Origin of the sequence: Loigolactobacillus binensis (assembly GCF_005405165.1) — a bacterium.
GTDB lineage: Bacteria > Bacillota > Bacilli > Lactobacillales > Lactobacillaceae > Loigolactobacillus > Loigolactobacillus binensis.
Window position 1 is genome coordinate 1 of sequence record NZ_BJDN01000041.1, and the last position, 15,374, is coordinate 15,374.

Genomic DNA, 15,374 nt, shown 5'->3' on the forward strand with positions numbered 1-15,374 from the left:
GTGCGAGGCTTATGGGCCTTTTTTATTTTGCACTAAAAAATCCTGCTAATAGATTACCATGTTAAGTAAGCTATCAACAGGAAAAAGTATAGAACCAAAAATCCGTTACGAGAATTAACCCTCGTAACGGATTTTAAGCTATTTCAGATTGAATTAGTCTGCAGCAGGTGTGCCACCATTTTTCTTGATGATCTCAGCCTGAACTGACTTCGGAACAGCTGCATAATGATCAAAGGTCATTGTAAATGTTCCCCGACCCTGAGTAGCTGAACGTAAAGTGGTTGCATAACCAAACATTTCAGATAAAGGCACCATCGCGTTAACCATTTGTGTATTACCGCGAGCTTCCATACCTTCAACTTGACCACGCCGAGCCGTAACGTGCCCCATAACATCGCCTAAGTTATCTTCTGGAGCAACAATTTCAACCTTCATGATTGGTTCTAGAATCACTGCGCCGGCCTTTTTAGCAGCGGCACGGAGTGACATTGAAGCAGCAACCTTAAATGCTGCTTCACTTGAATCGACATCATGGTAAGAACCGTCATATAAACGGGCCTTAACATCAACTAATGGGTAACCAGCTAAGACACCGTTAGCCATAGATTCTTTCAAACCTTGTTCAACGGCTGGAATAAATTCACGAGGAACGACACCACCGACGATGTTGTCTTCAAATTCGAAGCCAGCACCTTCTTCGTTAGGTGTAAATTCAACCCAAACATCACCATATTGACCTTTACCACCAGACTGGCGAACAAACTTACCTTGTGCGGAAGCCTGTTTAGTGAAGGTTTCACGGTAAGCAACTTGTGGTGCACCAACAGTTGCTTCAACGTTAAATTCACGCCGCATCCGATCAACAATGATATCCAAATGTAATTCACCCATGCCGGCGATCAAAGTTTCACCAGTTTCAGGGTTAGTTTCAGCCTTGAAACTTGGATCTTCTTCAGCCAACTTTTGAAGGGCAATATCCATTTTATCTTGATCCGCTTTAGTCTTAGGTTCGATTGAAACCTGGATAACGGGATCAGGGAATTCCATTGATTCAAGAATCAATGGGTGCTTAACATCAGTCAAGGAATCACCAGTTGTGGTGTTCTTCAAACCGATAGCTGCGGCAATATCACCAGAGAAGACTTCAGGAATTTCCGTACGGTGATTAGAATGCATTTGTAGCAAACGACCAACCCGTTCACGTGTATCCTTTGTTGCATTCAAGACGTATGAACCTGATTCCAAAGTACCGGAGTACACACGGATAAAGGTTAAACGACCAACAAAGGGATCTGTCGCGATCTTAAAGGCCAACGCAGCAAAGTTCTTATCATCACCAGCAACTAATTCAACGTTCTCACCTGTATCAGGATCTTTTGCTGGATAAGGTTTAACGTCAAGTGGGGATGGTAAATAATCATTGACAGCGTCTAACATCATTTGAATCCCTTTATTTTTGAAGGCTGAACCAGCTAAAACAGGGTAAGCTTCCAAATTTAAAGTAGCTTTACGGATAGCAGCCTTGATTTCATCTTTAGGAATATCCTCGCCATCAAGATATTTTTCCATGATACCATCATCAACGTCGGCCAATTGTTCGATCAATTGTGTCCGTCGTTTGGCAGCTTCTTCTTTATAGTCATCAGGTACATCAACAGTATCCCATTTAGTCCCTAATTCATCTTCGTCATAAAGATCGGCCTTCATTTCGATCAAGTCAATGACACCTTCAAAGTTATCTTCGGCACCAATTGGCATTTGGATCGGTAAAGCATTAGCTTGCAGACGATCTCTGATCGTAGAAACGGAATAATCGAAGTTAGCGCCGATTTTATCCATTTTGTTAGCGAACACGATCCGAGGAACACCATAAGTTGTTGATTGCCGCCAAACATTTTCTGTTTGTGGTTCAACACCGGCCTGAGCGTCAAGAACAACCACGGCACCATCTAAAACACGTAAAGAACGTTCAACTTCAATTGTGAAATCAACGTGTCCTGGTGTATCAATAATGTTGATCCGGTGGTTCTTCCACTGTGCAGTTGTTGCTGCAGAAGTGATCGTAATACCACGTTCTTGTTCTTGTTCCATCCAGTCCATTTGTGAAGCACCTTCATGGGTTTCACCAATTTTATGAATTTTACCAGTGTAATACAAGATCCGTTCAGTTGCCGTTGTTTTACCGGCATCAATATGGGCTACGATCCCAATGTTACGTGTTCTTTCTAACGGAAATTCACGAGTGTTTGCCATTGTAAAAATGTTTCTCCTCTCATTGAAAAAGCCTTTAAGTGGCTTCTATAATTAAGTCGTTTTAGCAATAAAAGGGGCTACTATATGGAAACACATATAATAGCCCCCTTTTAACTGATAAGTTCAGCTTACCAACGATAATGTGCAAAAGCACGGTTAGCGTCAGCCATTTTATGCGTATCTTCACGCTTTTTAACTGCTGCACCGGTGTTGTTAGCGGCATCCATGATTTCACGTGCTAAACGTTCATCCATAGTATGTTCGCCACGTTGACGGGAATATTGAACCAACCAACGTAAGCCCAAAGTTGTCCGGCGATCAGGACGAACTTCGATCGGTACCTGATAGTTAGAACCGCCGACACGACGAGCCTTAACTTCAAGTACTGGCATGATGTTCTTCATTGCTTGTTCGAAAACTTCCAATGGATCATTACCAGTTGAAGATTTAATGTTATCAAATGCTTTGTAAAGAATAGTTGACGCAGTACCACGCTTACCATCAACCATGATCCGGTTGATCAAGCGTGTAACCAATTTAGAATTGTAAATTGGATCTGGTAACACGTCACGTTTTGTTGCAGCGCCTTTTCTTGGCATATTACGTAACCTCCTGAATCAGCAAGTCAGATCTTGCTAACATATTATTGTTTTTAGTGTTTATTTAATTATTTCTTGGGACGTTTTGTACCGTACTTAGAACGGCTTTGCATACGGTCAGTTACACCGGCTGTATCTAAAGCACCACGAACGATATGGTAACGTACACCAGGTAAATCCTTAACACGTCCACCACGGATCAAAACAACACTATGTTCTTGCAAGTTATGGCCGATCCCAGGGATATAAGCGGTAACTTCGATCAAGTTGGATAAACGTACACGTGCATATTTACGCAATGCAGAGTTAGGCTTCTTTGGTGTCATAGTGCCGACACGAGTAGCTACCCCACGTTTTTGTGGTGCAGGATTGTTTGTTTGGATCTTTTTCATACTGTTGTACCCGAAGTTTAAAGCAGGTGCATCAGATTTAGTAGTTCTAGATTTACGACCTTTACGTACTAATTGGTTAATCGTAGGCATCTAAAGATTCTCCCTTCCTATCAAATCAAAAATATAAGTCCACACTTCCAGGTGTCTCTTTTTTAACTGTAGTGAATTACGCGCAATAAAAAAGAGTGAAAACACATCTAGAAATCAATGTGCAGTCGCTCACAGTCAGCACGCCCATAATTAAATGGAAAACTGTTCGACAAAAAGCACCTTTGTTAGAATACCATGGTATTTTGACAGTGTCAACTTATGGTGACAAACAATTCAGTAAAAATTGCGTAAATTAATGACATAGGCTGAACAAAGCGTTTACCTAATTGAACTCGCTAGAAACAAAATATTGGAGGTTAAATGATGCTCTTTCTATTATATTGCTTACTTTTTTATTTTGGTGCTAGTCTGGCCTCCGGACTTTTTTTATGTGCAGAGCGACTCGCCAATAAGCAATCGGTCATTCGGCCACGCTCACATTGTGTTAGTTGCCAGCACCTCCTACCCTGGTGGCAACTATTTCCGCTTTTTAGTTATCTCGGGCTGCATAGACGGTGCTACTACTGTCAGGCCCCTATTTCGATGGCCACTTGGTGGGCCGAAATAATTGGTGGCGGCCTAGCCATTTTCATCTGGTTGACAACCAGTACCACCAGCGAATTGCTCAGCACTGGTTGGCTATTTACCGGTCTCTTTCTTTTTAGTTGGATCGATATTCAGCAGCAAATTTTATTACCACAATTATTTATCCCGTGGTTGTTGACCTTACTGTTACTCCAAGCCACAACACCACATTTGCTTGCAGCAATTTTGTTAACCTGCTGCCTAGGATTATTTGCTTATTATTCCCACGGTTTAGGTAGCGGTGATGTTGAATTACTAGCCGGTTTAACATTACTGTACGGTTTAAGTGTCAGTAGTCGAATTCTTTTGTACGGGTGTTTGCTAGCATTATTAGGTTATCCTTTATTGCGCAAACCTCGTTTACCCTTTATCCCCTATCTCAGTTTAGGTGTTTGGTTGTATTACTTAATTTGATTTTCACCGCCGCTTTTGCGTATATTTAAATCGCTAAATGCTGGGCGACCACTTGCTTAAGGATAAGGGCCACCCCATCCTGATCATGATCAACTGTTTCCCGCCAAGCAACTTTTTTTACGCTGGGCAACGCGTTGGCCATGGCCACGCCATAGCCTACGTCACGAATCATTTCCAGATCATTTTCATAATCACCGAAGCACATAAAATCCGCCATTCGTAAATGGGTGTGGTGGGCGACCACTGCTAGCCCTGCCGATTTATCGACGCCAAGTGCCGTTGCCTCATAGAAAAAACGACCTGAGCGAACAAAATGGAGCGGCAACTGCCGTATGGCTTGGGCGGCCTGGCGAATACTTGCAGCATCATCTTCCAGTAGATTAATCGTAAACTTATAAAATTGTGCATTGGGCTGTGCTAATGCGCGTTGTAAATCCGCTAAGTCAGTGATCGGCTGTCTTTGTGCATCCGGCTGATTGCGCAAACTAGACTGATATGATCCAGTTGGTTCGTAAACCAACATATGCGTCAAGCTACAAACACAGAGGCGCACGCGCCAGCGCCGAGCAATTGTAAAAGCGGCCAAAATCAAATCCGCTGCCAGCGGCGTTGCTTGCAAACACTGATTATTAGGACCATAAATCACCGCACCATTTAAACAAACACGATATCCTGGTACGCGCAAGGTATCACGTAATAGTTGGTCAACTGTCGGTAAGGTTCGCCCAGAACAAATTGCGATCTGCACCCCTTGGGTACTTATTTTTTGAATAGCTTGCCGGTTAGCCGCTGATACTTGACTTTGTTCATTAAACAAGGTGCCATCTAGATCTGTCCCCACTAAAGAAATCATTTACTTCCCCTTTCAACCACTTTTATTGAGTAAAATCGAACATTTTATTTTTTTCCACGAATTTTTCGTCTTTTCATTAAAATTAATTTTAAGTCAAGTCCCACCCGGTTTCCAGTCTCTCCGTAAATTCAATAACAAAAAAGGCCAGCTAAACTGCATTAACGCAATTTAGCTGGCCTTTTAGTTTTGATTTAAAGCTTCCGCAATCAATTTACTTAGATTGATCGTTGTCTTTGCTGGCCATCTGCTCTTCTAAATCACTGATCGAGTAGACATTTTGGGAGACAGCGCCGACCCCTTTTGGTTCCATATGACGATACTTCGCCATACCAGTACCAGCTGGGATGATCTTACCAATGATTACATTTTCTTTCAAGCCAAGCAATGGATCGTTCTTACCACGAATAGCCGCATCAGTTAAGACACGTGTTGTTTCTTGGAAGGAAGCTGCTGATAAGAAACTATTTGTTTCCAAAGCTGCTTTAGTGATCCCTAACAAGACTGGCCGCGAAGTTGCAGGAATTCCGCCGGCAATCAAAGTCTTGTAGTTTTGGCGTTTGAAATCGGCAATGTCCATCAAAGTACCTGGTAAGATGTCGGTATCGCCTGGATCCATGATCCGAACTTTACGTAACATCTGCCGCACCATAACTTCCATATGCTTATCAGACACTTCAACACCCTGTGAACGGTAAACACGTTGGATTTCACGCAACATGTAGATTTCAGTTGAAAGCCGATCACGAACTTGCAATAACTGCTTCGGATCAATTGACCCACCAGTTAAAGCTTCACCACGATGGATATAGTCGCCTTCTTGAACGCGAACTCGCGCGGTAAACGGTACACTATAAGTCCGCGTATCGGTTTCACCTTGGACCGTGATCTCCTTGGTATGATCAGCCGGATTTTCATCGATTGCTGTGATCTCACCAGTAACTTCAGTAATTGTGGCTAAACCTTTAGGGTTACGTGCTTCCATAATTTCTTGCACACGTGGCAACCCTTGGGTAATATCGCCACCGGCAACACCACCGGTATGGAAGGTCCGCATGGTCAACTGCGTACCAGGTTCACCGATTGATTGCGCAGCAACCGTCCCAACTGCTTCACCAACTTCAACCGTTTCACCAGTTGCTAAGTTACGACCATAACAGTACTTGCAGACACCATGTTCAGTGTTACAAGTGAAGACCGAACGAATCGTAACCGTCTTGATACCAGCATCAATAATTTGCTGTGCGGTTGTTTCATCGATCATAACGTTCTTCGCAATAATTTCTTCTCCAGTTTCTGGATTGAAAACAGATTTCATTGTGTAACGACCTAATAAACGATCGTAGAACGGTTCAATGACTTCGTTACCTTCTGTGATCGCAGAAATTTCCAAACCACGGTCAGTGCCACAGTCTTCTTCACGAATGATAACGTCCTGCGCCACATCAACCAAACGACGGGTTAAGTAACCAGAGTTAGCGGTCTTCAACGCCGTATCGGTCATCCCTTTACGGGCACCATGGGTCGAGATAAACATTTCCATGACGGATAAGCCTTCACGGAAGTTAGAGATAACTGGCAATTCCATGATCTGACCATTTGGTGCAGCCATCAAGCCACGCATCCCGGCTAACTGGGTAAAGTTAGACACGTTACCACGGGCACCGGAATCACTCATCATAAAGATCGGGTTATTCGCCGGCATATTGTCCATTAGTCGTTTCTGGATCTGATCTTTAACTCCGTTCCAAACGCCGATAACACGTTGATAGCGTTCTTCATCGGTGATCAAACCACGCCGGAACTGTTTTGTGATCGTTGCGACTTGTTTATGCGCATCAGCCACTAAAGCAGGTTTTTCTGGTAAATCTTTGACATCGGCGACACCGACTGTGATCCCAGAATTAGTTGCTTGGGTGTAACCTAACGTCTTCATCCGGTCAAGCAATTCAGAGGTTTCCGTTACCCGGTAAACATTGAAGACTTGAGCAATGATATCAGCCAAGAAACCTTTACCAAATGGTGCGATCAAATCACGATCAGCCAACAACGCTTTAACATCAGTACCAGGTTCAACGAAAAACTTATCATCGATTCCTTCCATCAAGTTACCGTTTGTCGGTTCGTTCAAGTAAACCAAATCCTTAGGTAGGATCTCGTTGAACATGACTTTACCAACGGAAGTTAACATGACTTTTTGCCGTTGCTCTGGTGTAAATGGCTTGTTAGGTAATGAGTTAGCGGCTAAACCGATCCGAGTATGCAATTGCACATAACCGTTTTGTAAGGCCATCAATACCTCGTTGCCATCTTTGAAGATCATACCTTCACCAACAACGCCGGCTTCTTCTGAAGTCAAGAAATAGTTACCTAATACAACGTCCTGTGAAGGTGTTGCAATCGGCTTACCATCTTTAGGTGCCAAGATATGGTGCGCTGCTAACATCAGCAAGCGAGCTTCTGCTTGCGCTTCATCAGATAAAGGTACATGGATCGCCATCTGATCACCATCAAAATCGGCATTGTAGGCTTCACAAGCTAATGGGTGCAACCGAATAGATTTACCATCAACTAAGACAGGTTCAAACGCTTGGATACCCAAACGATGCAATGTAGGCGCACGGTTCAACAGAACTGGATGTTCCTTGATCACGTCTTCTAAAACGTCCCAAATATCGTCATCACGGCGATCGATCTTACGTTTAGCGTTCTTAATATTAGAAGCTAATTCACGTTTGACCAATTCACGCATCACAAATGGCTTGAATAATTCCAACGCCATTTCACGTGGCAATCCACATTGATAGAACTTCAAGGTCGGGCCGACATCAATAACCGAACGGCCAGAATAATCGACACGTTTACCTAATAAGTTTTGCCGGAAACGCCCTTGTTTACCCTTTAACATATGGGAAAGGGACTTCAACGGCCGATTACCAGGCCCAGTTACAGGCCGACCACGGCGACCATTATCGATCAACGCATCAACGGCTTCTTGTAACATCCGTTTTTCATTTTGCACGATAATATTTGGTGCATTTAAGTCCAATAAACGCTTCAAACGGTTATTCCGGTTAATGACCCGCCGGTATAAGTCGTTCAAATCGGAAGTCGCAAAGCGACCCCCTTCCAATTGAACCATTGGCCGTAAATCAGGCGGGATAACCGGAATCGCATCCATAACCATCCAGCTTGGTTCATTGCCAGATTGCCGGAAAGCTTCTAAGATGTCCAAGCGTCGAACAGCACGGGTCCGCTTTTGGCCTTGGGCAGTCTTTAAGTCTTCCTTTAATTCGCCAACTTCTTTATCAAGATCAACATCATCCAGTAATTCCTTGATGGCTTCGGCGCCCATTGCGGCTTTAAACCCTTTGCCATATTGGTCATACTTTTCACGATATTCACGTTCAGTCAGCAATTGTTTCTTTTCTAAAACTGTATCACCAGGATCGATGACAACGTATGATGCAAAGTAAATAATTTCTTCTAAGGCACGTGGGCTCATGTCTAAAACTAAGCCCATCCGACTAGGGATACCTTTGAAGTACCAGATATGTGAAACAGGGGCAGCTAATTCAATGTGACCCATCCGTTCACGGCGTACTTTAGAGCGGGTAACTTCGACCCCACAACGGTCACAAACGATGCCCTTATACCGGATCCGTTTGTATTTACCGCAGGCACATTCCCAGTCTTTGGTTGGTCCGAAGATGCGTTCATCGAACAACCCATCCCGCTCTGGTTTTAGTGTCCGGTAGTTGATCGTTTCTGGTTTTTTAACTTCGCCATAAGACCAACTACGAATTTTATCGGGAGATGCTAAACCGATCTGCATACTCTCAAATTTATTGACGTCTATCACTTAGCTGACCTCCTATTTGTTGTCGCTGTCGCCGCTAGCGTTAGCTGCTTCTTCTGCAGCCTTCTTTGCCTTTTGTGCTTCTTGTTCTTTAGCGAATTTGCTTAAAGCATCAACGTTAACGACTTCATCGTCTTCATCATCCATGTCACGTAATTCAATTTCTTGTTTGTCAGCATCTAAGACTTTCATATCTAGACCTAGTGATTGTAATTCCTTGACCAACACGCGGAATGATTCCGGAACTCCTGGCTTAGGAATTGGTTCACCTTTGACGATGGCTTCGTACGTTTTAACACGACCAACCACGTCATCAGACTTATAAGTCAAAATTTCTTGTAAGGTATAAGCGGCACCGTAAGCTTCAAGGGCCCAAACTTCCATTTCACCGAAACGCTGGCCACCAAATTGGGCTTTACCACCTAATGGTTGTTGCGTAACTAATGAGTAAGGTCCGATCGAACGGGCGTGCATCTTATCGTCAACCATGTGGGCTAACTTCATGTAGTACATCACCCCAACGGAAACACGGTTAGCAAATGGTTCACCGGTGCGCCCATCATAAAGGACTGACTTTGCGTCGTCATCCATGCCGGCTTCCTTAACGGCTGCCCAGATATCTTGATCCTGCGCACCATCAAAAACAGGCGTTGCCACATGAATACCTAAATTACGTGCGGCCATCCCTAAATGCAATTCGATCACCTGACCGATATTCATACGGGAAGGTACACCCATTGGGCTTAAGCAGATATCAACTGGCGTACCATCTGGTAAGAATGGCATGTCTTCTTCAGGAACAACGATTGAAACTGTCCCTTTGTTACCATGCCGGCCGGCCATTTTATCGCCGACTTGGATCTTACGTTTTTGGGCGATATAAACCCGCACCATCATGTTAACGCCAGGGGATAATTCGTCGCCGGCTTCACGAGTGAAGATCTTAACATCTTGAATGATCCCACCGCCACCATGAGGTACCCGCAATGACGTATCGCGGACTTCACGTGCTTTTTCACCAAAGATCGCGTGTAATAAGCGTTCTTCCGCAGAAAGCTCTGTGACCCCTTTTGGTGTGACTTTACCGACTAATAAGTCGCCATCCTTAACTTCAGCCCCAATGCGGACGATCCCGAATTCATCAAGGTCCTTCAACGCGTCTTCACCGACGTTAGGAATTTCACGGGTAATTTCTTCCGGTCCTAATTTAGTATCACGTGCTTCTGACTCATACTCTTCAATATGAATTGAGGTATAAGCATCTTCACGAACTAACTTTTCGGACAAGACGATGGCATCTTCATAGTTGTACATGTTCCAAGTCATGAAGGCAATAATTGGGTTTTGACCTAAGGCCAGTTCCCCATTTTCCATAGCCGGACCATCAGCTAAGATTTCACTAACGTCAATATGATCACCAAGTTTAACGATTGGCCGTTGGTTGTAACTCTTACCTGAGTTGGAACGACGGTACTTCATTAAATCATACTTATCTAATGAACCATCTTCACGCCGAATGCGAACTTGCTTTGCATCCACGTATTCAACAGTTCCAGCATGTTTAGCAACAACAGCAGTCCCTGAGTCATGCGCTGCTTTATATTCCATACCAGTCCCAACCAGTGGCGCGTGGGGATTGATCAACGGAACAGCCTGACGCTGCATATTGGCACCCATCAAGGCCCGGTTAGAATCATCGTTTTCCAAGAAAGGAATGCAGGCAGTAGCGACGGCAACAACCTGTTTTGGCGAAACGTCCATGTAATCGACACGATCCACAGCGATTTCCAAGTTATCTTCTTCACGACGAGCCAAAACGGTATCATCGACAAAGGAACCATCTTCATTTAATAATGAGTTGGCCTGGGCAACCACATAGTTATCTTCTTCATCAGCCGTTAAATAGTCGATTTTATCGGTAACTTTATGGGTATGCCAATCGACACGACGGTATGGTGTTTCAATAAAACCGTATTTATTAACAACGGCGTAACTCGCCAAACTATTGATCAAGCCAATGTTAGGACCTTCAGGGGTTTCAATTGGGCACATCCGACCGTAATGAGTATAGTGCACATCCCGAACTTCATAACTAGCCCGATCACGCGTTAAACCACCAGGGCCTAAGGCAGATAGACGACGCTTATGCGTTAACTCGCCCAATGGGTTGGTCTGATCCATAAACTGGGATAACTGCGAAGAACCGAAGAATTCTTTGATCGAGGCCACAACTGGCCGAATATTGATCAATTGTTGTGGTGTCACCGTACTAGTATCTTGAATCGACATCCGTTCACGAACCACACGTTCCATTCGGGATAAACCGATCCGGAATTGATTTTGCAACAATTCACCGACCGACCGAATGCGCCGGTTACCTAAGTGATCGATGTCATCAGTTGAACCGATACCTTCTTGTAAATTCAAGAAATAGTTCATTGAAGCAATGATGTCGGCGGGACGAATATGTTTCCAACTTAATTCAATATGCCCATTACCAATGATCGGTACTACATTTTCTGGATTACGTTTTGATTCAACGTCGATCGATTGCAACGTCATAGGATCAGTCACTGCGCCTTCATCAGACGGCGTATAAGTGGTGGTCATAAAATCATCGCGATCCAAATAAGGGCTGAGTTTCTCCATCACTTGGCGATCAACCACATCACCCTTTTGCGCAATAACCTCACCAGTATCAGGATCAGCTAAAGTTTCCGCTAAAGTTTGGTTTAATAAACGTGTCTTTAAGGATAACTTTTTGTTGATCTTATAACGACCAACTGCAGCTAAATCATAACGTTTTGGATCAAAAAAGCGTGCATTCAATAAGCTACGTGAACTGTCAGCAGTTTTGGGTTCACCTGGGCGTAGTCGCTCGTAGATATCTTTTAAGGCTTCTTCAACACGTGAATCATCTGCGTTCTTATGAACATCTTTTTCCATCGTCAACATTAAACTATCGTTATTGCCTAACATGCCGATAATATCGTCATCAGAACCAAAACCTAATGCGCGAATCAATTCTGACATTGGAATTTTCCGTGTCCGGTCGATTCGGACGTAAGAGATATCCTTGGCGTCGGTTTCTAATTCTAACCAAGCCCCGCGGTTAGGGATAACAGTAGTACCGAAAATCGTCCGCCCATTTTTATCGACTTCACTATTGTAATAAACCCCTGGTGAACGAACTAACTGGGAAACGATGACCCGTTCGGCACCATTGATAATAAAGGTTCCTTGGTCAGTCATTAACGGAAAATCACCAAAGAAAACGTTCTGTGATTTAATTTCGCCTGTTTCATGGTTAGTCAAACGCAACGTAACATGCAAAGGTGCCGAATAGTTGGCATCATGTTGACGTGCTTCTTCAACCGTATACTTAGGTTCTAATAATTCATAATCAACAAATTCCAAAGACAAATTGCCAGCGAAATCATCAATAGGCATGATATCGTTGAACATCTCTTTCAAGCCTTCGTCCAAGAACCAGTTATACGAATTCGTTTGGATCTCGATCAAATTAGGAAGATCCAAAACTTCCTTAATTCGTGAATAACTACGACGAGTGCGGTGTTTACCGTATTTAACTAAATGGCCTGCCAAATTGTTCACTCCTTCTGTGGTTTCTGTAGTGTCTAACGTAATATGACATTAAGGTTACAAACATTAAATAAAAATTACATTTGCTAATCTGAGTCGTTTTTCGGCAAAAAAAAACCAAAAATAGGACGTTATCATGCGATATTTGTCGACTACTTTTGTGTTTTTCTATTTATGCCGCCTACGGACAATAGATCGCAGGCTAGACTATTCTACAGTTTTTAGCAACTTCTTATACTACACGACTATTTTAATTTTGTCAACCAGCCCAGTATCTATAAAAGCTACCTAGCTGGGACAAAAAATTCTAATTACTGACTTGTTCTGAACATTACTCTAAAACGTAAACCCGATTTTTTCTCATTTCACCGCTGAATCGGTATTCAACTACCAACAATTAACGTTGCTTCCGAATCATATCACCAGCTTTTACCGGCTGAGTAACTGGCAATTTGCAGATCATCATCGCGTCAGGTGCTCGATATAAAATATCGTTATCCTGATCCCACAGCCGCTCAACAATTTGCGCAGTGTGGGTAAAGTGGGGACCATAAAATTCAATTTTATCGCCAACCCCAAAATTGTTCCGTTGTTGCACAATAGCAACTTGATGGGCAGCGTCATAAGCCAACACTTCACCAACAAAACCATACTGTGGCCGTTTACGCCGTTTACCAAATAATTCATCATCGGCCGTTGGCGTCCCATAATAAAAACCAGTGGACATTTCTCGCTGGGCAACCTTCCACAATTCATCGACCCATTCATGCTTTAATACATAGTGATCCGGGTCGGCACAATAACTGTCCACCGCTTGTCGATAAACATTAGCCACTGTCGAGACATAATGAATCGATTTCATCCGGCCTTCGATCTTGAAGCTATTAACACCTGCTTCTACCAAATCGGGAATATGCTCGATCATCGCCATATCCACAGCACTCATGGAGAAGGCCTCCCCATTTTCAAGTTGGGATTGCTTTTCCCCACCAGCAGACATTTCAAACAAATCATATTTCCAACGGCAATTTTGAGCACAGCCACCACGATTAGCATCCCGCATTGACATATGATTAGACAAAACGCACCGTCCAGAATAGCCGATACACATTGCACCGTGAATAAAGGCTTCGATCTGCACATCTGTGTGCCGCCGCATTTCTTTAATTTCGGCAATGCCAACTTCACGGGCTAAAACAACGCGTTCCAATCCTTCTGCTTGCCAAAAATTTAAAGTCGCATAATTAGTTGCCGAAGCTTGGGTGGACAAGTGCACGGGCAGGCCTGGTGCCTCGGTGATCGCAATTTCAATCAATGAAGGGTCAGATACGATCACTGCACTGATCCCAATTTCCCGTAATGTTCGGAAAAATTCACCAGCACCAACAGTATCGCCTTCATGAGCCACAATGTTAGCGGCAACATAGACCTTAGCCTGATGGGCCTGCGCGTAGGCCACGCCTTCACGCATTTGGTCAAATGAAAAATTACCGGCACGCGAACGCAATCCATAAGCGTCGCCGCCAATATAAACGGCATCAGCACCGTAATCAATAGCCACTTTTAACTTTTCTAAGGTTCCAGCTGGTGCTAAAACTTCAGGTTTATCTGTAATTACACGCATTTTATCGTACCTCACTTGGATCAATATCGTAAAAACCAGTGTCTAAGCCGCGATTGGTCGGCTGGAGTTGCGCTACTTGCTGACTTAAGGCCGTTGCTAATTCCGGTGTCCACTTTCCAGCAACTAATGCTTGCTTCGCTTGGACAAATAACCGGGCAATTGCCACAAATTCTGTAGTCCCAGCAAATAGACCATCCAACTTCCAGTTGATCAGTTCTAACGCTTGCAACTGCGGCAACTTAGTCATTAAATTAAGGTCATTGTTTGCAAATAAATGAGTCCCATTAATGTCTTCATAGATTGAATAATGAGTCGTCGGCTTGTGGGGAGCAGATACAAATAAGCCTCGCTGCCGATCAGCCCGATCTTGATGTTCCTGCACAAAACTAAAGTAATTGTGTATCAACGGTCGACCCGATTGATGAATACACGTTGCACCATAAACTTGTACTTCAGCCGGAATTTTAATTTCTGACGCTAATGCTTTTAACTCACCATAGGGTACCTCACGGGCAATAACTGCCCCACTAGCACCATGACGCGCCCAAAAGTTTATTTGCCGCGAGCTGGTCATCAGTACCTCACTATCATAAATGTACTTTAAAGGTAGCTTAGCCTGCTGCAATAAATAAACCACACCCGGATCGCCTACCGTGATTTGGTCAACTTTTAAATCAGTCAAAAATTGTAAATAAGCCTCTACCTTGCTGATCCGCTCATTATGCATTAAAGCATTGACTGCCACAGTGACTTTTTTGCCTGCCTGGTGTGCGAGACTAACTATTGGCGCCAACTCAGTGCGTTCAAAACTGTGGGGTAAACGCAAACCAAAAAAATCTTCCCCAATATATAAAGTATCTACGCCTGCAGCTAACAGTTGGCTTGCTTGTTCCCGCGAAGCTGCCGTTGCAATCAGATTAATCAAAAAATTCGCTTCTTTCTCTCAAATTAATTATTTTCAGCATACCACAGCCAAAATAAAAAAAGAATTAGGTGGAACCACTATTTGAACTGAACCCCCAGAATTGGAGAAATCCAAATCTGGGGGTTTTATCATGTTTTCAAAAGAAACAAAAATTAAGGCTGTATTTGAATTAATTCAAGG

The 15,374-nt window shown here is 43.5% G+C and carries 9 protein-coding genes; 1 reads left to right on the top strand and 8 read right to left on the bottom strand.

Going from position 1 to position 15,374, the window contains the following annotated elements:
- Nucleotides 1-153: 153 nt before the first annotated feature.
- The 3 genes from fusA to rpsL all read right to left on the bottom strand — a co-directional run bounded on the left by fusA (nucleotide 154) and on the right by rpsL (nucleotide 3,334).
- On the bottom strand, nucleotides 154-2,253 hold the full coding sequence (gene fusA, locus FFM78_RS12865; protein ID WP_137638801.1) for an elongation factor G: 2,100 nt from the start codon (nucleotides 2,251-2,253) through the stop codon (nucleotides 154-156).
- A 128-nt stretch (nucleotides 2,254-2,381) separates the two neighbouring features.
- Entirely contained in the window at nucleotides 2,382-2,852 is a 471-nt protein-coding gene (gene rpsG, locus FFM78_RS12870) for a 30S ribosomal protein S7 (RefSeq protein WP_137638802.1), read from the bottom strand.
- Between the two features lie 68 nt (nucleotides 2,853-2,920).
- Entirely contained in the window at nucleotides 2,921-3,334 is a 414-nt protein-coding gene (gene rpsL / locus FFM78_RS12875) for a 30S ribosomal protein S12 (RefSeq protein ID WP_003680373.1), read from the bottom strand.
- A gap of 324 nt (nucleotides 3,335-3,658) precedes the next feature.
- On the opposite strand from rpsL, the gene FFM78_RS12880 reads away from it, so the two are divergent.
- A complete protein-coding gene (locus FFM78_RS12880; RefSeq protein ID WP_137638803.1) occupies nucleotides 3,659-4,333 on the top strand; it encodes a prepilin peptidase in 675 nt (224 codons plus the stop codon).
- Between the two features lie 25 nt (nucleotides 4,334-4,358).
- Here the strand turns inward: FFM78_RS12880 and FFM78_RS12885 are convergent, their stop codons facing one another.
- The 5 genes from FFM78_RS12885 to FFM78_RS12905 all read right to left on the bottom strand — a co-directional run bounded on the left by FFM78_RS12885 (nucleotide 4,359) and on the right by FFM78_RS12905 (nucleotide 15,194).
- Nucleotides 4,359-5,186, bottom strand: a complete 828-nt coding sequence (locus tag FFM78_RS12885) for a Cof-type HAD-IIB family hydrolase (RefSeq protein ID WP_137638804.1) — start codon at nucleotides 5,184-5,186, stop codon at nucleotides 4,359-4,361.
- A 211-nt stretch (nucleotides 5,187-5,397) separates the two neighbouring features.
- Entirely contained in the window at nucleotides 5,398-9,045 is a 3,648-nt protein-coding gene (rpoC, locus tag FFM78_RS12890) for a DNA-directed RNA polymerase subunit beta' (protein ID WP_137638805.1), read from the bottom strand.
- A gap of 12 nt (nucleotides 9,046-9,057) precedes the next feature.
- Nucleotides 9,058-12,657 carry a DNA-directed RNA polymerase subunit beta gene (gene rpoB / locus FFM78_RS12895; protein ID WP_306438930.1) on the bottom strand — a complete coding sequence of 1,200 codons (3,600 nt, stop codon included), beginning with the start codon at nucleotides 12,655-12,657 and terminating at the stop codon, nucleotides 9,058-9,060.
- Between the two features lie 385 nt (nucleotides 12,658-13,042).
- Nucleotides 13,043-14,269 carry a peptidase U32 family protein gene (locus FFM78_RS12900; protein ID WP_137638807.1) on the bottom strand — a complete coding sequence of 409 codons (1,227 nt, stop codon included), beginning with the start codon at nucleotides 14,267-14,269 and terminating at the stop codon, nucleotides 13,043-13,045.
- Between the two features lies 1 nt (nucleotide 14,270).
- Nucleotides 14,271-15,194 (bottom strand): peptidase U32 family protein, encoded by a 924-nt coding sequence (locus tag FFM78_RS12905; RefSeq protein WP_137638808.1) that lies wholly within the window; start codon nucleotides 15,192-15,194, stop codon nucleotides 14,271-14,273.
- Nucleotides 15,195-15,374 lie beyond the last annotated feature (180 nt).

What these genes read in the sequence shown, in the direction of transcription:
- FFM78_RS12885 (WP_137638804.1), bottom strand. Translation starts at nt 5,186, where the DNA reads ATGATTTCTTTAGTGGGGACAGATCTAGATGGCACCTTGTTTAATGAA.
- FFM78_RS12900 (WP_137638807.1), bottom strand. Translation starts at nt 14,269, where the DNA reads ATGCGTGTAATTACAGATAAACCTGAAGTTTTAGCACCAGCTGGAACC.
- rpsL (WP_003680373.1), bottom strand. Translation starts at nt 3,334, where the DNA reads ATGCCTACGATTAACCAATTAGTACGTAAAGGTCGTAAATCTAGAACT.
- rpsG (WP_137638802.1), bottom strand. Translation starts at nt 2,852, where the DNA reads ATGCCAAGAAAAGGCGCTGCAACAAAACGTGACGTGTTACCAGATCCA.
- FFM78_RS12880 (WP_137638803.1), top strand. Translation starts at nt 3,659, where the DNA reads ATGCTCTTTCTATTATATTGCTTACTTTTTTATTTTGGTGCTAGTCTG.
- fusA (WP_137638801.1), bottom strand. Translation starts at nt 2,253, where the DNA reads ATGGCAAACACTCGTGAATTTCCGTTAGAAAGAACACGTAACATTGGG.